We start from the raw sequence: 20,963 nt of genomic DNA on the forward strand, positions 1-20,963 counted from the left end.
TAATTTATAAATTTTATCCTTATATAAAAAACGTACCACTACTTATGGTACGTTTTTTTATCTATATAATATAATTTTTTATAGAGCTCCAATTTTCTTAAGTGTATCAGTTATATGTCTTCCTTCTTCAACACCTTCAATAATTCTTCTAGCTCTTACACTATCCCCTATGTTAACAACTTCAACATTAGTTCCAACAAAGTTTTCTTGTAATTCAGCCATTAATGGAGAGTATGCTCTCATTCCTAAACATACAAATCCATAATCAAAGTTGATTTCTTCATCTACTCCATCTTTATTAACTATGAAGCTACTATCCTTAATTTCTAATAATGAAGTTTCAACTCTTACATCTACTTCCTTCTTCTTAAGCATAGTCATGAAATCAAGCTTAGTTATTATATCCATTCCATTACCTACAGCTGGCATTCTTTCAACTATAGTAACATGAGAACCCTTGTGAGCGAAGTATTCAACTACATCTAGTCCAACAGCTCCTCCACCTATAACTCCTATTTTCTTCCCTTCTAAGTCCATTTCATTAAACTTTTCAATATTATTTATTAATCCAAATATTGATAGTACTTTTGAATCTTCCTTATCAACTCTATCATGTAATCCAGCTATTGGAGGTAATAATGGAGTAGATCCTGTAGCATTAACAACTACATCTGGCTTTAAGTTTTCTATTGCTTCCATTGTAGCAGTAGTATTTGTAAATATATAAAGATTTCTTAACTTCTTAGCTCTATTAATTAAGTAATCTGGGAAATCATTAATTCTATCCTTAGCTGGTAATTTAGCTATCTCTCTAGCTAATCCACCTAAGTAAGGCTTAGCTTCAAATAAGAATGTTGTACATCCAACTTCAGCAGCTGTACAAGCAGCTTCAAGCCCTGCAGTACCTCCACCAATAACAACAACGTTAACTGGCTTATTTACTTTCATTGATGTATGAGCTTCTTCCCCTAAAATAACTTCTGGATTTATTGTACATCTTACAGGTCTATTTATTCCTATTCTGTGACCAGCACATCCAATGTTACAAGATATACATTTTCTTAACTCATCTTCTCTTCCGCTTCTTACTTTATTAACCCATTCTGGATCAGCTATAAGGCCACGTCCCATTGCTAATAAATCAGCATGTCCTTCTGCTAATATCTTTTCAGCAACTTCTGGATTTCTTATGTTTCCTGAAGTTATAACTGGCTTATTAAACTTTTCTTTAAAAGCTTTAGCCATGTATGATCTCCAACCATCTTTTAAGTAGTTAGCATCTATTTGATATTGAAGCGTATCATTAACTGCTGCAGATACATTTAATATATCTATTTCATCAACAAGATATTCCATCATTTCTAATGTATCTTCTAATGTATTTCCACCCTCCATAAATTCATCAGCACTAAATCTAAAGCTTATTGGGAACATTGGTCCTACTGCAGCTCTAACCTTTTCTAATACTAACTTAGGGAATCTTACTCTATTTTCTAAGCTTCCACCAAATTCATCCGTTCTTTTATTATATAATGGTGATAAGAATTGACATAATAAATAAGAATGTCCCCCATGAATCTCAACAGCATCAAACCCAGCCATTTGAGCTCTTCTTGCAGCATCTGCATACTTATCTGCAATTGCATATATTTCTTCTACTGTAAGTGGTCTTGGAATAGCTCCTCCTGCTTTTGAAGGTACATTTGAAGAAGATACTGGAGTATGTCCTTCTATTCTTCCTGGCACAGCTGATGCTCCAGAATGATTTATTTGAATAGCAACACAAGCACCATGTCTATGTAATCTTTCAGTTAATCTAAATAAATTTGGCATATATCTATCATGGTCTAATCTAATTTGAGTTGTTCCATTTGAACCTACAGGAAAATCAACACAAGCATTTTCTACTATGATTAATCCTGTTCCACCTTTAGCTCTCTTTTCATAATATTGAACATGTTCTTCAGTGAAATCACCCATTGCTCCACCATAGTTTGTTCCCATTGGAGGCATAGCAACTCTATTTCTAATAGTCATATTTTTAATTGTTAATGGTGTAAATATGTTTTGGTACTTATTCATCCTACATTCTCCCTACAAATATATATTGATAAAGTTTTAACTTTTGTTTTCATACGATCTCTTACTTAAGTATACCCGTTGAAAAGCTATAAATCTAATGAATATTTATATCATTATTTATAGATATTATCTATATAAATTAAAAGTGAAAGGCTGTGCATCTCTGCAACAGCCTCTTTCATTTAAAAGTACAATTATTTGTTATTTTTAGTTATATAGTCTTCTAAAGCTTCCATTGCTAAAACATAACCTTTTTCACCGAATCCACACATTTGTCCTATACAAGCAGGAGCAGTCTTTGATTCTTTTCTAAATTCTTCTCTAGCATGTACATTTGAAATATGAACTTCAACTGTTGGAATTCCAGTATTTCCCTTAATTGCATCATGTAAAGCTATGCTGTAGTGAGTGTATGCACCTGGGTTAATAACAACACCATCAAACTTTTCAAAATATGCTCTTTGTAAGAAATCTATCATAGTTCCTTCACAGTTACTTTGAAGAAGTGTAACTTCGTGTCCTCTTTTTTCCCCTTCTTCTTTTATATAATCACAGATTTCAGTAAAGCTCTTTGATCCGTATATTCCTTTTTCTCTAACACCTATCATATTTATGTTTGGTCCATTTATCACCATAAATTTCATAATAAATTCCTCCTAAATTTTACTTATTGCTACCAAATAAGAATTCTTTCATGTGTTCTATCGGCATTTCTTCTCCAGTCCAACATTTGAACGCTTCTGCACCTTGGAATAACATCATTCCTAATCCATTGATTGTTGGACATCCAACTTCTTCAGCTAATTCTAATAATCTAGTTTTTGCTGGTTGATATACAACGTCACTTACTATAAGATCTGGTCTTAACATATCTTTTTCTATGTAAGTTTGACCAACGTATGGCTTCATACCCATTCCAGTACCATTTGTGAATATTGCAGAGTCAGCAATTTCTGCTCTTAAAGCTTCTTTATCTTCTAATCTAAATAATTTAGCTTTACAGTTAGTTTTTTCATTTATTTTCTTAACTGTTTCTTCTGCTCTTGCAAAAAATTCATCATCTTGATTGAATATTGAAAGTTCAGCTACTCCATCTAAAGCTGCTTGGATACAAATTGCTGTAGCTGCTCCCCCAGCTCCAACTATAGTCATCTTCTTACCAATAACATCGAATCCAGCATCGCTTAATGATCTCATATAACCAACACCATCAGTTATGTGTCCAGTTAAAACACCATCATCATTTATTACTGTATTTACAGCTCCTGCAAGTTCTGCAGCTGGAGTTAATTTATCTAAGTATTTATGAATAACAGTTTTATTTGGCATTGAAACATTGCACCCTCTAGCTTGCATTGCTTTTAAGCCTTTTACTGCATCTTCTAATCCATCATTTCCAACTTCAAATGCAAGGTAAGCATAATCTAAACCTAAGTATTGAAATGCTTCATTATGCATCTTTGGTGAGCTTGTATGTTTAATTGGTGTTGCTAATAATCCTATTAATGTAGTATAACCTGAAATACGTTTTTCCATTGTATTCTCTCCTTTATATCAATAGCTTCTTACTATAAGCTACTCTAATCAACTTAATCGTCTTAGTATTTTTGAATAAATATAATGAACGTTAAATATTTAACACTTAATTCACTTTTATTATATTCTAGTATTCTATACTATTCCAATTGATTTTAACCACATTATCTATAGATATAACCTATGTATTATTAAGAATTACATATTACTTATTTATAATTAAACATTAAATATATAAAAATAATGATGAATTATAGATTTGATTTATCTAAATTCATCATATAAATTTCTTATGCTATTGACTCTTCATTTTTCTTTACCCATTTATAGTACTTATCTTGACATTCTATAGAACAAAACTTATTTCCATTCCAGAAGTCTAAATAATTAGTTTCTCCATTACACACACTACATTTAAATGTTTCCTTGACTTTCATCATATTATATTGCCCCATATTTAATTTGTTGAATTTCATTTTATATGCCCCCTTATAATTTAAATTATTATATATATTTTATCACTTTTATATCTAATTAGTAATTCTTTTTATAGATATTTTCTATTATTTTTATAGTTTAAATCTATAATTTGTTATTTACATTAATTTAAACTTATATGTTTATTATTCTATTTCCTATTACATCCATTAGTTAAATTATTGACATATCATTTTATCTAATATATTATTTATCGTAGCGTTAAATAGTTATATTCCATTAATAAAATATTCAACACTTAATTTTCAATCTGTTAATTTATAACCTTTACATAGGCTAAATATTATCAGAATTTTAATATTAATTATTGGGAGATAATTTTATGAAGTTTAATTTTACAAAAGGAAAAAACAAATCTACTGAGCTTGCTGTAAGAATGGGAATATCTCTTGTACTTGCTCTAATTATTGGTTCTGCTTTCATATTATTAAGAGAAACATTAATTGCTAATGATAAAACCTCTATATGGAATGCTATTAATAATATTTTATTTCAAGATATAACTGCTGATGAAGGAAGAAATTCTCTAGGTATCTTTTACATATTAGGTCAGCTATTTATTAACTGTCTTCAATTAATAATAATTCCAATGGTATTTTCATCAATTGCCCTTGCTATGTGTCATATTAGTGATACTAAAAAACTTGGGAGAATATCATCAAAAACACTATTAGGATTTTTAACTACATCTGTATTTGCATTAGCAACTGCATGTCTCTTTGGTTTTACTGCTTACAAGCTTGGTTTCTTTAACATTAATATTTCTAGTAATGTTGCTACATCTGTAACTACAGCTAGTGGAAATAATCCCTTAATTGTAATACTTAATGCAGTTCCTAATAACATAGCTAATGTTATGACAAATAATTCAATGGTATTATCTATAGTATTTTTAGCTGTAGTTATTGGTTTATGTATTAATGCCCTCGGTGAAAAAATATTAGTTTTAAAGAATTTACTTATTGATATAAATAATATAATTAGTGTATTTTTAGGCTTTATTATAACTAAATTTAGTCCTATTGCTGTTTTCGTATTAGTTACTAGAACTTTTGCAGTATACGGTTTAGATCGTTTAAAGCCAGCTTTGGCATATATGCTTACAGTTGCACTTGCATCAGTAATATTTTTAATAATTGCTTATCCACTATTTGTTTATTTATTAACTAAATTAAATCCCTTTATATTTATGAAAAAAATTGCTAAAGTTGCTCTTTTAGGTTTTTCAGCTGCAGCCTCTTCTGCTGCATTATCATTAAATGAAAAAACAACAGTTGAAGAGCTTGGAGTTGATAAAGATATTGCCTCTTTTGTGCTTCCTTTAGGAATGACTATTAATATGAATGGTACTGCAATAATGCAAGTAATAGCAGCTATCTTTATTGCTGCAAGCTCTGGCTATTCATTAACTATTCAAAATGTAATATTAATAGCAGTTTTAGCACTGATAGCTTCTATAGGAACACCATCTGCACCTGGTTCATCATCAATAATACTTTTCACAGTATTAACAGGAATGGGATTTAATAATGAAGCTACACTTATAGCTTATTCATTAATTATTGCTATAAATAGACCTATAGACATGCTTATTACATGTTTAAATGTAATTGGAGATTCTGCAACGGCAGTTGTTGTTGCTAACTCTGAAGGATCTTTAGATAAAAATATATATAATAATTAAATTAAAAGGAGTATCTACTACTATCTTAGATACTCCTTTTAATATTTTTTAAATTGCACTAATAATACCCTATCTATATATTGTTTTCACTTATATTTCCTTGATTATATTCTATATTATTGTCCATTATCTTATTTCCTTCATGTAATGTAAAGGCTGTTGGAATAATGGATAATATTGCAGCTATAACACCAATCCTTCCAATTGGAATTTCTATTTCATAATTTAAAAAATCATAAACTCTCTTCTTAAAGTCTTTATTTATTAAAGCTTCTGTATTTATTTTCTCTTTTAATTCTGAAGTTAATTTTATATCATCAAAACTATTCTTTATTTTGCTTCTTACTTCATCATCAAATAATGAATCAAAATCTTTATTATCCAATTAAATTCCCTCCTTTTCAATAATCCTTTTTAACGCTATTTTACCTCGCTTAAGTCTAGTCTTTATAGTATTTTCTTTTTCTCCAAGTATAATTGCAATTTCTGTTATTTTCATTTCTTCAAAGTAAAACATATATAGCAATACTCTATATTTTTCAGGAATTTTCATTAAAGCTAATCTTATATTTTTAGCTGTTAAGCTTTTTAATATAATCTCTTCTGTATCCTTATTATCATTAATAAAGTCTATATATAAAGATATATCATCTAATTTTAATTTATTTTTCTTCTTTAATATATCAAAGCAAGTATTTATCGATATTTTATAAATCCAAGTATATATTGAAGAATCTCCTTTGTATCTTCTTATATTTTTAAATACTTTAAGAAATACTTCTTGAGTTGCATCTTCTGCCTCTTCTATATTGCCTAGTTGTACAAAACATAGCTTCAATATCTTATCACCATAAACTTCTATAATTTCTTCTATTACAGCTTGGCTATCATCATTTATTCTATTTAATAACTCTTTCCCCCTTAGGTTATCTATCATCATTCTCTTAAATACCACTCTCTCAATTTTTTATCAAAACCCGTTTTGTTAATTTCTTCTAATCTATTTATTAATTCATCACCAAACTCAATATTTCCTCTTTCATAAGCAATTCTCATTAATGGGTAAATATATTCTTTGTTCATAGGATCATTTTTCAACTTTTCATATAACCAATTATATCCTTCATCTATTTTATAATCTAATATCAGCTTTTCACCTTCATTTAACTTCTTCTTTTTCAGTTTAACTTCTATTGGCTTAGTAGATTTTGATAATATTATTCCATTTTCATCATAAGCATTAACACTTATATATATTTTTTCAGTATCTATAGCTCCCAAATAATATTCTGAACTCATTTTAAAACTTCCATCTTCATCTTCTGTTTGAGTCATAATTGAAAAACTTTGAAGTGAACCTTTAGTTAATGGAATCCTTATTTCATTATCACTTGTTATCTCCTTAAGATATATTACATAACAATCAATACCAATATCTACTCCATAAGAATAAGCATTAGGATATTCTTTACAATTAATAACTATTTCATCAGCTTCATTATCAACTCTTATATCATTAACTTTAACTTCATCATTTAAAGTAATATCAATATTAACTTTTTCACCTTCATTTAAAGATATAGGCGTAACATTTTCTTGCCTTGAAACCTTATCTCCATAAACTGATGGTATAGATAAAATTATTCCATAATCTACATTTGGAAAAACCTTATTAAAAGTAAATTCTCCATTCTCATCTGTATAAACAGTTTGATTATATTTATAGTTAGATCCATTAAAATCTAATCTACCATTTTCAGGGTTAATACCAATCCCACCCCATTGTTCATGTAAAATAACAGCTGTATTAGCTATTGCTTTTCCCTTAACTGTTACTTTTCCACTTATTTCTCCAAAATTAATGTTTTCTGTACTTACTCCTTTTTCATACCATTCTATAGGTCTAATAAAATCTATATCCTTTAAAATATTAGCTGAAACTATTAGCTTATTTTTTTCAGCCTCTTCTCTTAATTTTTCATTATATTTCTCAATATCTTGCGTATTTACTAAATTACCTTCTGTTTCAATTTTATCAATATCACCTTTAATATAATTAATAGAATTTTTATATCCCTTTAATACTGGTAGATATTCTTCATTTTCATCACATAAATTTAAAGCTTTATCATACTCCCCTTGCTTTGCATAATATATAATTTCATTTACTAAAGCTACTTGATTAATAACTTCACTTTTATTCTTTTTAGCTTCTATTATTAAATCAAATGCTTTATCAGAATTTCCTAAAACCATTTCTAGGTTTATTAAAGCATTTAAGTTTTTAACATAGTAATTATCATCTTCGCCTAATTCTACTCCCTTTTCAAAATAACTCTTTGCAATTAAAGCTTGTTCCATATTCCCACTTTTAATTGAAGTAAGAGTAGTTCCATTTGAATAATAATAAAGTACTTCCCTAACATAATCATAATTACTCATACCAATCATATAGTATGTTCTACCCATATCAAATTTAAATGTTGGATAGTACTCATATAGCTTTAAAAACCCTGAAGTATATGTCTTTACATTGCTTTCACTATTACTACCAATCTCAAAACCTATAACCCCTATAAAGTAAAATATATATGGAATAGTAAAAAATAAAATAAATATTGATAATATAATTGTTTTTATTTTTATTCTTATTACCTTCATTGATATGTGTCCCCCTTTTCCTCTTATATAATCTTAGACTTATATTTTTTAAAAAGGTTTCACAAATATAAAAATATTTATTAAAAAAACTCCGTTAGGAGTTTCTACCTAAATTCTTCAATCTTAATCTTACTTATTAGCTAATATCAAAATGATATTAATTTTATTTTATTGTATAATATATCTATTATTTAATAACCGAAGGGAGTTACATTTATGAAAGAATTAGAAACAAGAGTAATGGATATTGATGTTGAAGATATTAGAAGTAAAATGGAATCTTTAGGTGCTGTTAAAGTTAAATCTGAAGATCAAGTTAATGAAATATATGACTTTGAGGATGGAAGACTTTTGGCTGATAAAGGTTATGCTAGAGTTAGAACTACTATAGATAGACTTACTGGCAAAGAAACTGTATTTATGACTACAAAAAAAATGCTAAGTCAAGGTACTTTTAAAGTAATGGAAGAAAACGAAACTATAGTTGAAGATGCAGAAATGGCTAGAAGAATATTTAAATCTTTAGGACTTGTACTACAAGAATCTATTTCTAAATATAGAGAAAGTTATAAAATTAATGATTCTTTAATCGAAATTGATATTAATGATAAAAGTTTTTGTCCTTTCCCTTACTTAGAAATTGAAACTACTTCTGAAGAAAAACTTGAAGAGATACTTAAATTAATAGGTTATACTTTGGCTGATACTACTTCTAAAACCATTTATGAAATTCTTGCTGAAAGAGGAATTGAAGGTAAAATAAAAGGAAGATAACAAAAATGCTCACAAAGGTGAGCATTTTTTTATTTAATTGTTCTAAATTCATATCCTTGACTTTGTAAGTATTCAATTATCATCGGAAGAGCTTTTACAGTTTCTTCCTTTCCATAAGTGTCATGCATTAATAAAACAACACTATCTGCATTAGGTCCTAAAGCTTCTACACTTTCTTTAGTACATTGTAGTAATTGATCTGCATTTTTCTTTGCACCTTCTGCATCTTTATTTAATGCATTCCAGTCTACATTGTAATATCCGTCTTGTTCCATAGCCTCTTTCATGGCTGTACGCCCATTCCATGACCAATATCCACCCGGTAATCTAATAACTCTTGTTGTAAAGTCTTTTCCTAGTACCTCTTTCATTGCATTTTCATTTTTTTGAAGGTCAGATACAATATTATTTACATTCATAACTCTATTAGGATATAAGTATGAATAATCATGACTATATGTATGATTTGCTATTGCATGTCCTCTAGCAACCTCCTCTTTTAGTAATGCTTTTGCTTGATCATTAGCAGCTATTGATGTTCCTATAACAAAGAATGTTGCCTTTACATTATATTTATCTAATACATCTAATACACCTGGCGTATTAGTTGTTGATGGACCATCATCAAAAGTTAAATAAACAACCTTTTTACCATCTGTTCTTACTGGATATGTCTTAGTTCCATTTAAAAGTCCTTTAGTATTTTCTGCAACAACAGCTGCATCATCTGCATTAGGGTCCTCTTCAAAGGATGTATACCCACTATTATCTAATTTAGGAGTTTCTACCTCCTCTTTATTTTCTGTTTCTTCAGTGTTATTGGATTGTCCACTATCACTTGTCCCATTATTTTCTATTTGTAAATTTTGATTTTCACGTTTAGGAATAAGTTTAACTCCTACAAATACTGCAATTAATATTAAAATACATATTGCTAATATTACTCTTTTTCTTTGTCTTTTCTTCTTTTTATTAAATCTTTTATTCTTATGATCCATTATTTTATATTTTCCTCCACCACTTTTTTCCTAATTCATTTCATTATAAATCTTCTCTTTCTTCTAATAATACTATACAACATATCTATATATAAATTCGTTACAAAAGTATTACAATTATATTTCAATAAAAAAAATAAAGGGGCTGTATCATATTGAATTTATAAATTCAATATAGATACGGCCTATTTTAATATTTTTTATTATTATTCATATTTTTTTGTGCATATATTTCCATTTTATTTATTTAAAGATACAACAAAAAGAAGGTCAATACTGACTTTCTATAATATTCCTATTTTGTTTTATTTACGCAACATCCGTTTCGTGTAACAACTTTCCGTTACGTTTTTGCATAGTTTTATTATGAAGTTTGTTAACATTATAAGCAAATGCCATCAATAATACTTCAATTCTAACTTTTATATTTCCACGCATTAAAAATCTTCTGAAACCATAATCTTGCTTAATTACTCCAAATGCTCCCTCGACCTGAATAGATCTATTAACTCTTAATAATATACCTTTTTGTACATTATATCCAGGTTTGAGTTGACCATTTTTCATATGATATTCTTTCATATGCATGAAGATTGCATCATGATCAGTTTTTGAAAAACTATTTCGACCATTGAAAATGCTATTATAGTCATCATATCTGGTTTGTTTTTCTATAAAATCAATAAGAGCTTCTACATATTTCTGAAGTTTGCTTTTTCTACGTCCTTTTCCATAAACAAAATTTACACCTTGATTTTCTTTTATTTCTAATAATTTTTCATTTATAAATATTGCATCTTCAACCTCGATCTTAGAATCAGAAATTTCTATAGTTATATTGAAAAAATCAGATATTTCCATTACTATTTTTTTCACTTTTTTTTGAAGCTTTTCTTCAAGAATATCCGTAGTTTTCTTCCATACAAAAGTATATCTGTTAGCATCCGCTTCGATTTTTGTTCCATCAACAAATAAGTTTTTAAACTCTATTTCATTCCTTTTTTCTAATTCTATAACAAATTGATAAAATAAATCTTCTACTTGATGAATATGTATAATATTTTTGCTTTTTAAATTATTAGTATTCATAAAAATATTATACACAAAAAGGAGGATTAAAATTCGAATCCTCCTTTTCTTATCGGCTAGTATCAAAATTTATTTTGATACAACCCCTTATTTATATATCTCACTATTTGATAGTTTTAAATTCATATCCACTACCTTGTAAATATTCTATTATTTCTGGTAGAGCCTTTACAGTTTCTTCTTTTCCATATGTATCATGCATTAAAAGAACAACACTATCTGCATTTGGTCCTAGAGCTTCTATAGTCTCCTTAGTACTTTGTAGTAATTCTCCTGCATTTTTTGCCTTGCCTTCAGCATCTTTATTTAGTGCATTCCAATCTATATTACAATATCCTTTTTCTATCATTTTATCTTTCATAGGTGTACGTCCTTCCCATGACCAATATCCACCTGGGAATCTAATAACTCTTGTTGTAAAATCTTTTCCTAATATTTCTTTCATTAAATTATTATTTCTTTCAATATCTGAAACAATATTATCTACATTCATAGTTCTATTAGGATATAAGTATGAATAATCATGTCCATATGTATGATTTGCTATAGCATGTCCACCTTTTGCAATATCTTTTAATACATTTTGTGCTTCTTCATTGCCTTCAAGTGATTTTCCTAAAACAAAAAATGTTCCTTTGACATTATATTTATCTAATACTTCTAATACTGCTGGAGTATTTGTTGTTGATGGTCCATCATCAAAAGTTAAGTAAACAATCTTCTTACCATCAGTTCTTACTGGATATGTCTTAGTCCCATTTAAAAGTCCTTTAGTATTTTCAGCAACCATTGCTGCATCATCTGCATTAGGATCATCTTTCAATTCTAAGTAATTACTATTATCTAATATATTAGTTACTTTATCTTCTGTATCGTTTGTAACATCTTTATCTTCAAAATCATTTTTATCTTGCTCTTGATTTGTACCAACTTGTACATTAAATTTATCCTTTTTAGGAATAAACTTAACAGCTAAAACAACTACACATAATATAAAAAAAGTTACTACTAAAATAATAGCACTTTTTCTATTTTTTCTAGCCCTATACTTATTTCTATTAATCCTTTTTCCTTTCATTGTTAACATCCCCTACTTTTAAAATTACGTAATTTCTATTACTAATATATATTAACATATATTAAAATATTATCCAAAACTCTTTTAATAAATTTAAAGATATAATTTATATCCTTCGTCTCATTTTTACATAATAAAGAGAAAAAGTCATCACTTTTCCTCTTTATCTATTAATTAAAATAAGTTTTATAAATCTGGTTTCTTATTCATATGTTTTTATCTATTCATTATTTAAATGATTAGTTCTCATAAATTCAGTAGATTCTTTACTTAAAATTCTATTATTCATATACCTTTATTAATTATCTGTTAAAGGTACTCCATCAGCGTCTGTAGTTATTGTAGTTCCACATAAAATAAGTATTCCTTCAATAAAGCCCCAAAGGCTACCTGCACCACAAGTTAAAATAGTAACTACAATTTGTAAAATTCCTATTCCTACATATCCTAAGTAAAATCTATGAATCCCAAGTCCTCCAACCAAAATTCCTAATATTCCTGCTGCAACTTTTGATTTTTGCCTTCTTGTTACATAACCTTGGTTATTTCCTTGATTATTATAGTTATTAGAACAACCTGCATTATTATTTGAAGAATAATTTTGATTATTATAAGTATTTTCCTTTAAATCTTCCTTATAATTTTCTATTACATTTCCACAATTACTACAAGTAGCTCCATTTACCCTTACCCCACAATTTTCACAATACCCTTGTCCTTCACCTGCTTTAAATCCACAGTTAAAACAAAAATTAACACCTTCATTTAATTTTTCTCCACAATTTTTACAATACATATTCCTTTCCCCCTTAATCAACTATGTAAATATTATACATTATTTATCAAAAGCTTATCCATCTATTTCATTATATACTTCTATTATTATTACTTCTTATTATAAAAAATGTTGTTTTTAATATAATAATAACAAAAAACCTAGGTTATTCTTACCTAAGTTTTTTGTTAACTTTTATATTAATTTATTTACTTTTTTATTATGCAATTTCACTAAAAGAAACATTTTCTACTTTCTTTATTTCCTTTATTTGAGATACAACACTTCTTATACTTTCAAATATTATCTTATTTTTAATTCCTTTAGCTAATACAATATGCTCTTCAACTATTTCTATTATATTATCAATATTTTCTTTTCCTATCTGTGATAATAAGTTTAAATCATCAAGCATATATTCAACGTGTTTATACTTAACTTCACTTCTTTTTACTAATGCATATAATTGATAAATATCTACAACTAATTCCCTTATTTTATCAAAGTAAATAGAATCACCCTCAGTAACTGAATCACTGTTATTTGAAGAAATCCTCTCTTCTATCATTGAACTTACAAGTATTAATGTATCAATTTCATGAGTATTGTCATTCTCATTTTTTGCTTCTTCATATACCTCACTTAACATCTCAGATACTACTTCACTATACATATCCATTAATTCTTTATTTGCATCCTTCATTTTTACTGGTAATACAAATCTATTGATTATTATACCAATTATAATACCTACTATAACAAATAATATTCTATCTAATGTTAAAACAACTTCTCCACCTAACATTGCTGCTGAACCTATAGCAGATACCGTACTATAAATAGTTCCACACCTATAAGTTGTTGTATATGATTTTAAATAACCTGCAATCATTAATATTAATACCCTTGATAATGTACTTGTAAATATAGTAAATAGTATAACTATTATAACTCCTCCAACAAGTGTTGCGAACATTCTATCCTTCATTTTTTGTTTTGATAATTCATATATAGGAATTATTATAGATAATGCTGTAAAGTAAATCCATCTACCTTCTGCAAGCTTAAAGTAATCACAAATAAAAGCTGCAACAGTTATACCTAATGATACCCTTACTGAATATGAAAACTTTAATGACTTACTATAAAACTCTTTCTTATGAACATTAACCATTTTATACTTGTCCGGTATACCAGCTTTATCATTTATATTATTATAATTTTCTATACCTAATGATTTTAACTCTTCTAAAGATATATTTAACATATTAATAGTGTTTAATATTCTTAAATCATATACATCAGAAATATCTTCTTTAGTATAACTATTTATTAAACTTCTTATATTCTCATTAATACTAGTTAAATTATCTTTATCTCCTAAACTTTCTTTTAATTCCTTTAAGCACTTTACTAAATCATTTAATATTTTTCTATCATTATTACTAATTTTATCTATTTCATTTGAAAGTTTCTCTAGTATTACAACAATATTTAATTTTATTCTTCCTTCTTCTGTTATATAAAAATCATCTTTTCTATTATCAAAAATAATTTTTCTAAATTCATTAGAATTACTTTTTATTGATTTATTTATTTCATATTTACTAACACTATTGTCACTTATCTTTTTTATAATATCATCACAAATACTGCCTATTAACTTGTTTCCAACCTTAGTAGTTTTATTTTTATTAACTAATAATTGAATTAACATAATTCCAATTGGCGCTGCAAGCAATGAAATTAATCTCATTGGCAATTCAGCTAAAGTAATTGGTGTTGCTATTAAAAATAAATATTGTAATGAAAATGGTAAATATATCGGGAACTTTAAATTATAATAAAATGTATAACTTATTATAAATATAGCTATAAAATTTAAAGGTATAGCCCCCCACGCATTAAGATTCGCTAGATATGCAAATATACCCATCCCTATATTTATTACCAACAATTTCATCAAATTTTTTCCTGGAGAAATAGTAAGATTAACTTTTGTAATCATTAACATTGCTGTTATACTTGTTACTCCTATAAGTGTATTTTTATCTCCAAAAATAGTTTTAAATATAATTACAAATGCTACTATAAAAACATATAAAATAGTCTGTGATATAACAAATTGTTTAGTTATTCTTTTTTGCCACTCCAAAATACTCTCCCCTTTTACAAATAAATATACAAGAAACAATTCTACTACTAATTAGTTATTGAATCAATTTCATATTTTAACAATATTTATTAAAATTTTTCTTAATATCCCTATAATAAACGATTTCATCTGTGTTATTATCTTTTATTCATAACATTATTTAACTTTTCTCTTACTATTCTTTGAATTTAAATAATAAAATGGAGGATTCAAACTAGAATCCTCCATTTTTTATAAATTATTATTAAAGATTACTTACTACGTATGTCTTCAATCACACTTATTATTTTTTCTTTCTTCTTAATAATGAACCTACTCCTGCTGTTATAGCTCCTAATAATACTGCTGCTACTGATGAAGTTCCTCCTGTTGCAGGTAACTTTCCATTGTTATTTCCATTATTATTGTTTCCTGTACCTCCATTATTTGAGCTATTATTATTTGATCCATTTCCTCCATTATTAGAGTTATTGTTGTTATTATTTGAATTGTTATCATCTGCATTAGCAATTAATCCATCAAGAGCTCCCTTTAATTCTCTTTCTGCATTTATTACCTCTTCTTCAGTTGCATCATCATTTGCTAACACAACTTTAGCTGAATTAAGTTTTGAAACTAATGTATTCCATGTGTCTTTAGTATACTTATTTGAATCTAATCCTTCAGCTTTATTTATTAAATCTTCTAGTCTATCTTTGCTTGGTTTTAATCTTAATTCTAAGAATGCTCTTAATAACTCATCATAAGTTTTAGTAACTTCTTCTTCCATAGCATTTTGGTCAGCAATTACACCATTAGCTTTTACTAATACTACTTGAAGCTTATTCCAAGTATCTGAAATATAATCATTACTTTCTAATGAATTAATCTTTTCTACTAATGAAATTAAGTGTTCCTTATTTCCCTTTTCAAAGCTTAACATTTGCATTACTTTACTTAATCTTTCAAATGATGTATTAACTTCTTCTTGAGTAGCATCTTTATTACCTAATATTGCTTTAGCTTCTGCAAGTGCAGCCTTAAATTCTTCAACAACTACAGGTACAACATTTTCGAGATCAGCTTCTGATACTTTTTCAGCCTCTTCTACAGCTATTTGTAAATGTTTGTTTATTACATTACTTTCTTCTTCTTTTTCTATTAATCCATCAATAGCTGCTTCTACTGCTTCAATAGCACTATTAACATCTTCTGTTGTTGCTGCAGCATTTTCTACTACTGTAGTTGCATTAGCTATTGCTTCCTTAAGAACATTTAATGTTTCTTCAGTATATTGAACATCACCATTTATAATATCATTACCTTGATTTATAACGGTATTTAATCCTGAAATATTAACTAATTCAGTTATTGCAACTGTTAAGTTTTCCTTAGCAGTATTAATGTCTTCTTGTGATGCACTTCCAAGATTTTCAACAACCTTCTTTGCAGCTTCTAACGCTTCATTATATGCATTCCAGCTGTTAGCTGTATAATCTTCTTGAACATAATTACTTGAAGCTATAAGGTCTTCTAAGTCACTTATATTAGGTACTTCATAATCATTAATTGTAATTAATTCATAAATAGTAGGCGCTGTTCCTTCCCACTCAATCTTAACTTCAAAAATATTATCATACTTAGTATTTACTATTTCATTTAAGCTCTTATTTAATACGCCAATTTGGTTCCAAACCTCTTCACCAGCCTCATTATATCCAGTTCTAACCATTACCTTAGCATTTGAAATACTGCTTCCGCTTTGAACAATGTTTATCTTCTTAACATCAGTATTTTCAGATAATCTATAAGTTAAGCTTCCGCTCTTTATTTCTCCATTATTAGTATTTGCTTTATATGCACTAGTTAAATCTCCATCTTTAATGTTTTGTGGTTCAAATCCCTTTAATTCTATTGGGTTAGAAACAAATGTTGGATCATTAACTGTTGGAATATATTCTCCATTGTTTATTAAGAATTCATTAATAACAGTCCAACGCTGATCATAGTTAGCAGTAAATTCTACTCTTAAATATCTAGCTTCTTGATTTATTTCTCCACTATCCATATAACTATGTGAAATTGGAACTATTCCATTTGATAAACTACCATGAGTATATCCATTATCTTGTGGTTTTGAATCCATATCCTCTTGTGAGTTTGCAACTCCATCACCTATTGTGATTACATCACTCCATTCTTGTCCATCTAAAGATAATTGAATCTTAGCATCACGAATATGATCCTTTTCTGTATCTAACACAGCATATTTAAGGTTATTTACATTTATAGTTTGTCCTAAATCATAAACTATAGTATTTCCTTGTCTAGGTACTGCTGTAAATTTAACACCAGTATTAAAGTTTCCATCAAATACTACCGCTGGATCAGTATTATATGCTGTATATGCACTTACTAATGATGGTGAGTAAACTTCATTTGATTTAACTTCTAATTTATTTAAATCAAATGTTACGCTCTTATTAGCAATTAATCTAACATAACGAGCATCTTGTAAAGTTGAGTTATCTGTAACATCATTCCACTCTACTGCATTCATAGATGTTTGTAATTTTAATCCATCATTATTAGAAACATCTAAAGCTATTTCTTTTAAATCCTTTATACGACCTAGTTTAATACCAATATATTCGCCTTCATTTAAAGTAATATTTTCTTTTGCTACTAACTTAGTTAATTCTTCACTTTCTAAAATTGACTTTACATCTAATTGTGTGTTTGTATAAACATATTTAGAAGATGGTAATGAAGTACAAGCTTCAACATTAAATTCTGAGAATTTAACCCATTTGTGTTCTTCCTTCATATTTGTCAATCTTACATATCTAGCTTCAATGCCTTGTAAATCTTCATCAATACTATCTTTTCCACTAGCCTTACCATCATATTCTTTGAAAGTTGTCCACTCTTGATTATCAATAGAATATTCTAATTTATATTTTGTCCACTTATCTGCGTTGTCAGCTCCAACTACAAAGTGAACCTTTCCAACTGGAATTACTTTTCCTAAATCTAAACCTATATAATCTCCTACACGAGTCATATCACCAGTATGTGTTCTATACCAAACACTTGTATTATCATTACCATCAGTTAAATTAGATTCATTTCCGCTATAAACTCCCCAGCCTGGTGTTCTTATAAGAGATGCATTTATTTCTGTATCTCCTCCAGCTGATTCCATATCACCCTTGTTTACAGTAATATCCTTAATACCTAACCATGTATTTGATCTATCTTTAGTTGCAATTACACGAATTCCCTTAACTTCTAAGTCTAATCCTTCTATTACAATTTTTTGTGGCATAGAATATACTTCTTCATTTATATCTACCCAATTATTTCCATCTACTGTATATTGAACTTTAGCTTCTTGCATTGTATCATTTGCATTGGCTTTTGCACCCATTACAATTTCAACATCTTTTAGTTTTATAAGCTTATTGTATTTAACTCCAACATAAGTTCCTGCAGCAACAGAATTTGGATTTTTATAAACAATTTCAGTTTGTGGATTGTTATCAAATAAATTATCTGTGCTTCCTTCTGGTGCATCTGTTCTATTTGTTATAAATGTAGATATTACCTTACTTGGATCTACAATTGAACCTACAACACTTGAAAGATTTTGTCCCATAAATTTAATAAATGGAACTATATGTTGTACACCTACTTCAGCATATTCAGTATGATCTACATAATGGAATCCATACGTCTTAGATTTTTCAAATGCAGCTTGTGCCTCTGAATATTGAGCCCAAGTTTCATTATTATCCCCTTCTTCTGCAGCAATTGCAGCCTTTAAATATCCAATTGCAGCAGTTGTTGTGTCTTCCCAACAATTTAACCAGTAAATTATTTGATCTCTAGTACGAGTGTTACCTGGATTTTCTTTATAATAAGCAGCATATTCCTTTAACTTTGTAAACTCTGCTATTAAAGCTTCTGCATCTTCTTTAATACTAGCTCCAGTTGCATACTTTTCCTTAAATGCATTTAATTTTGGTGCTAATTCTACTGATTCTTGTAATGCCGTAACACGACCATCCATGTTTTGATTTATCATGTGCTTACTTAATTCTCTTAATGCTGTAGAAGATGCTGTTTCTTCTGCAGTTCCATGATCCATATATTTAAATGAATCTTGCCAGTTTTGATCTGCTCCAGCTTTATCAGACCAAATATTCCAAGCATAATCTGCAACTGCAAATAATGCTGATTTATTGGCTTCTGCTTGTTGCATTGGGTTTAGTACTATACCCTTAACTGATTCTGGTTGTACCCCAGGATGTAAGAATGTATCATTACCACCCATAATTAAATGCTTCTTAGAGTTATCTGAACAAGGCCAGTTTATCCAGAAATAAGGAGCTCTTCCCTCATGTCCTTCTGATGCAATGTTATTTTTAAAGCTTGTAGCAAAGTTTTGAGAAACTTCTCCCCATATTTTACCACCTGTCATTACTATACTAACATTATCTCCAGCTTTATTAACCTCTTTTAATTGCTCTGAACCTCCCCATCCCATATAATCATTTGGACAGAAGATGATATCATCTTTTAAATCTGGATAAGTTTCTTGTTGTTCTCTTAACCATACTGTTAAATCATTTAATAATTTTACATATGTTGTTGGTCCTTGAGCTGGAACTCCTGCATCATCAGCTAAAATACCAAACTGTCTAACTCCCGCTTCTAAAAGTTGTGTAAACTTCTTTTTTATTATATTAAGGTCATTTTGATAATTTTCTTCCGTATCAAATTTAATAGCATTATGCATAAAAGGGTGTAATGCATAAACGTATCTAGTTTTACTTGCTTCACCAGCAGCTGCTAACTTTTTAATTCCTTGAAGCGCCTCTTCTGGGTATAATTCCCTCCACTTAGAATTGTGATATGGATCATCCTTAGGTGCAAATATATATTGATTTAATTTATAATCTCCACCATAAGTCATAAGATCTGCTCTATCGTCATTAGACCATGGATTTCCGTAATAGCCCTCAATAAATCCACGATATGCTACATCTGAATAGTCATCTATTCTAAATTCTTTAATTTCATTATTTTCTAATTGATTAAATACATGCTTTAAAGTAGTTACACCATAAAAGGCACTATCTGCATCTTCTCCTAATACTCCAATTACATTATCATTAGAAGAAACTATATGTGCATCTGTTTTTTCTTCAAAAAATTGCTCTTCATGAGGTACTTGAGTATTAAAGTAATTATCAACAACTTCATTAGATTCATTAATTCCAATAAGTATATTAGTTGCTCCACCTACAATTTCATCAGAAATATTAAAATTAATATTATGTAAATTCAATACTTCCTTTAGTCTATTTTGAGTATATATATCTACTCCACTCTCAAATACAACGTTTACACTATCTCCAACACTAAAACTAGTATTTTCATAAGTTGAAGATTGTGGAACTGGATAAATTTCATATCCTTCATTTACAATTGGTGCATTTGAATCAGTATTCGAAATCACTGTTGCAGATATTTCTCTTGGTAACATTAAATTAGATACAGCTATTGTAGCTGCAATTAAAAGTGATAACCCTTTTTTTGTTCTTTTTATCATCTTTTTATCCCCCATTTAATATAATTTTATTTTGTAG

At 28.2% G+C, this 20,963-nt stretch carries 14 protein-coding genes and 1 pseudogene; 2 read left to right on the forward strand and 13 right to left on the reverse strand.

Features of this window, described 5'->3' with window-relative positions; all coding sequences use genetic code 11:
* Positions 1-78: 78 nt before the first annotated feature.
* From HCG76_RS12210 to HCG76_RS12225, 4 genes are all read right to left on the reverse strand, one after another.
* Positions 79-2,082, reverse strand: coding sequence for an oxidoreductase (locus tag HCG76_RS12210; RefSeq protein WP_221701578.1), 2,004 nt, complete (start codon positions 2,080-2,082; stop codon positions 79-81).
* A 194-nt stretch (positions 2,083-2,276) separates the two neighbouring features.
* Positions 2,277-2,726 (reverse strand): type II 3-dehydroquinate dehydratase, encoded by a 450-nt coding sequence (gene aroQ / locus HCG76_RS12215; RefSeq protein ID WP_221701579.1) that lies wholly within the window; start codon positions 2,724-2,726, stop codon positions 2,277-2,279.
* 19 nt (positions 2,727-2,745) lie between these two features.
* On the reverse strand, positions 2,746-3,618 hold the full coding sequence (locus HCG76_RS12220; RefSeq protein ID WP_221701580.1) for a shikimate dehydrogenase: 873 nt from the start codon (positions 3,616-3,618) through the stop codon (positions 2,746-2,748).
* Positions 3,619-3,908: 290 nt separating this feature from the next.
* The gene (locus HCG76_RS12225) at positions 3,909-4,094 is read right to left on the reverse strand and encodes a hypothetical protein (RefSeq protein ID WP_221701581.1); all 186 of its coding nucleotides are present in this window, start codon (positions 4,092-4,094) and stop codon (positions 3,909-3,911) included.
* Positions 4,095-4,438: 344 nt separating this feature from the next.
* On the opposite strand from HCG76_RS12225, the gene HCG76_RS12230 reads away from it, so the two are divergent.
* Positions 4,439-5,800 (forward strand): dicarboxylate/amino acid:cation symporter, encoded by a 1,362-nt coding sequence (locus HCG76_RS12230; RefSeq protein ID WP_221701582.1) that lies wholly within the window; start codon positions 4,439-4,441, stop codon positions 5,798-5,800.
* Positions 5,801-5,873: 73 nt separating this feature from the next.
* Here HCG76_RS12230 and HCG76_RS12235 read toward each other — a convergent pair whose 3' ends face one another.
* Genes HCG76_RS12235 through HCG76_RS12245 form a run of 3 tightly spaced genes read right to left on the reverse strand, consistent with a single transcriptional unit; the run spans position 5,874 to position 8,461 of the window.
* Positions 5,874-6,185, reverse strand: coding sequence for a hypothetical protein (locus HCG76_RS12235; RefSeq protein WP_221701583.1), 312 nt, complete (start codon positions 6,183-6,185; stop codon positions 5,874-5,876).
* On the reverse strand, positions 6,186-6,740 hold the full coding sequence (locus HCG76_RS12240) for an RNA polymerase sigma factor (protein ID WP_221701584.1): 555 nt from the start codon (positions 6,738-6,740) through the stop codon (positions 6,186-6,188).
* Positions 6,737-8,461, reverse strand: a complete 1,725-nt coding sequence (locus tag HCG76_RS12245) for a carboxypeptidase-like regulatory domain-containing protein (protein WP_221701585.1) — start codon at positions 8,459-8,461, stop codon at positions 6,737-6,739. The genes HCG76_RS12240 and HCG76_RS12245 overlap by 4 nt, the downstream gene beginning before the upstream one ends.
* Before the next feature lie 216 nt (positions 8,462-8,677).
* On the opposite strand from HCG76_RS12245, the gene HCG76_RS12250 reads away from it, so the two are divergent.
* Positions 8,678-9,235 carry a class IV adenylate cyclase gene (locus HCG76_RS12250; RefSeq protein WP_221701586.1) on the forward strand — a complete coding sequence of 186 codons (558 nt, stop codon included), beginning with the start codon at positions 8,678-8,680 and terminating at the stop codon, positions 9,233-9,235.
* 29 nt (positions 9,236-9,264) lie between these two features.
* Here the strand turns inward: HCG76_RS12250 and HCG76_RS12255 are convergent, their stop codons facing one another.
* The 6 genes and pseudogenes from HCG76_RS12255 to HCG76_RS12280 all read right to left on the reverse strand — a co-directional run bounded on the left by HCG76_RS12255 (position 9,265) and on the right by HCG76_RS12280 (position 20,926).
* Entirely contained in the window at positions 9,265-10,233 is a 969-nt protein-coding gene (locus tag HCG76_RS12255) for a polysaccharide deacetylase family protein (protein ID WP_221701587.1), read from the reverse strand.
* A gap of 309 nt (positions 10,234-10,542) precedes the next feature.
* Positions 10,543-10,866 (reverse strand): annotated as a pseudogene (locus HCG76_RS19550) (transposase); the annotation flags it as partial.
* A gap of 559 nt (positions 10,867-11,425) precedes the next feature.
* A complete protein-coding gene (locus HCG76_RS12265; RefSeq protein WP_221701051.1) occupies positions 11,426-12,400 on the reverse strand; it encodes a polysaccharide deacetylase family protein in 975 nt (324 codons plus the stop codon).
* Between the two features lie 298 nt (positions 12,401-12,698).
* Positions 12,699-13,196: an NINE protein gene (locus tag HCG76_RS12270; RefSeq protein WP_221701050.1), complete on the reverse strand. Its 498-nt coding sequence runs from the start codon at positions 13,194-13,196 to the stop codon at positions 12,699-12,701.
* 199 nt (positions 13,197-13,395) lie between these two features.
* Positions 13,396-15,330 carry an FUSC family protein gene (locus HCG76_RS12275; protein ID WP_221701049.1) on the reverse strand — a complete coding sequence of 645 codons (1,935 nt, stop codon included), beginning with the start codon at positions 15,328-15,330 and terminating at the stop codon, positions 13,396-13,398.
* A 283-nt stretch (positions 15,331-15,613) separates the two neighbouring features.
* On the reverse strand, positions 15,614-20,926 hold the full coding sequence (locus HCG76_RS12280; protein WP_221701048.1) for a beta-N-acetylglucosaminidase domain-containing protein: 5,313 nt from the start codon (positions 20,924-20,926) through the stop codon (positions 15,614-15,616).
* Positions 20,927-20,963 lie beyond the last annotated feature (37 nt).

The organism is Clostridium sp. K13, from assembly GCF_019734195.1.
Classification (GTDB): domain Bacteria; phylum Bacillota; class Clostridia; order Clostridiales; family Clostridiaceae; genus Clostridium.

Excerpts from the sequence above, each read along its gene's own strand:
- HCG76_RS12265 (WP_221701051.1), bottom strand. The coding sequence starts at position 12,400 with ATGAAAGGAAAAAGGATTAATAGAAATAAGTATAGGGCTAGAAAAAAT.
- HCG76_RS12225 (WP_221701581.1), bottom strand. The coding sequence starts at position 4,094 with ATGAAATTCAACAAATTAAATATGGGGCAATATAATATGATGAAAGTC.
- HCG76_RS12230 (WP_221701582.1), top strand. The coding sequence starts at position 4,439 with ATGAAGTTTAATTTTACAAAAGGAAAAAACAAATCTACTGAGCTTGCT.
- HCG76_RS12240 (WP_221701584.1), bottom strand. The coding sequence starts at position 6,740 with ATGATGATAGATAACCTAAGGGGGAAAGAGTTATTAAATAGAATAAAT.
- HCG76_RS12270 (WP_221701050.1), bottom strand. The coding sequence starts at position 13,196 with ATGTATTGTAAAAATTGTGGAGAAAAATTAAATGAAGGTGTTAATTTT.
- HCG76_RS12245 (WP_221701585.1), bottom strand. The coding sequence starts at position 8,461 with ATGAAGGTAATAAGAATAAAAATAAAAACAATTATATTATCAATATTT.
- HCG76_RS12280 (WP_221701048.1), bottom strand. The coding sequence starts at position 20,926 with ATGATAAAAAGAACAAAAAAAGGGTTATCACTTTTAATTGCAGCTACA.
- aroQ (WP_221701579.1), bottom strand. The coding sequence starts at position 2,726 with ATGAAATTTATGGTGATAAATGGACCAAACATAAATATGATAGGTGTT.
- HCG76_RS12250 (WP_221701586.1), top strand. The coding sequence starts at position 8,678 with ATGAAAGAATTAGAAACAAGAGTAATGGATATTGATGTTGAAGATATT.
- HCG76_RS12255 (WP_221701587.1), bottom strand. The coding sequence starts at position 10,233 with ATGGATCATAAGAATAAAAGATTTAATAAAAAGAAGAAAAGACAAAGA.
- HCG76_RS12220 (WP_221701580.1), bottom strand. The coding sequence starts at position 3,618 with ATGGAAAAACGTATTTCAGGTTATACTACATTAATAGGATTATTAGCA.
- HCG76_RS12210 (WP_221701578.1), bottom strand. The coding sequence starts at position 2,082 with ATGAATAAGTACCAAAACATATTTACACCATTAACAATTAAAAATATG.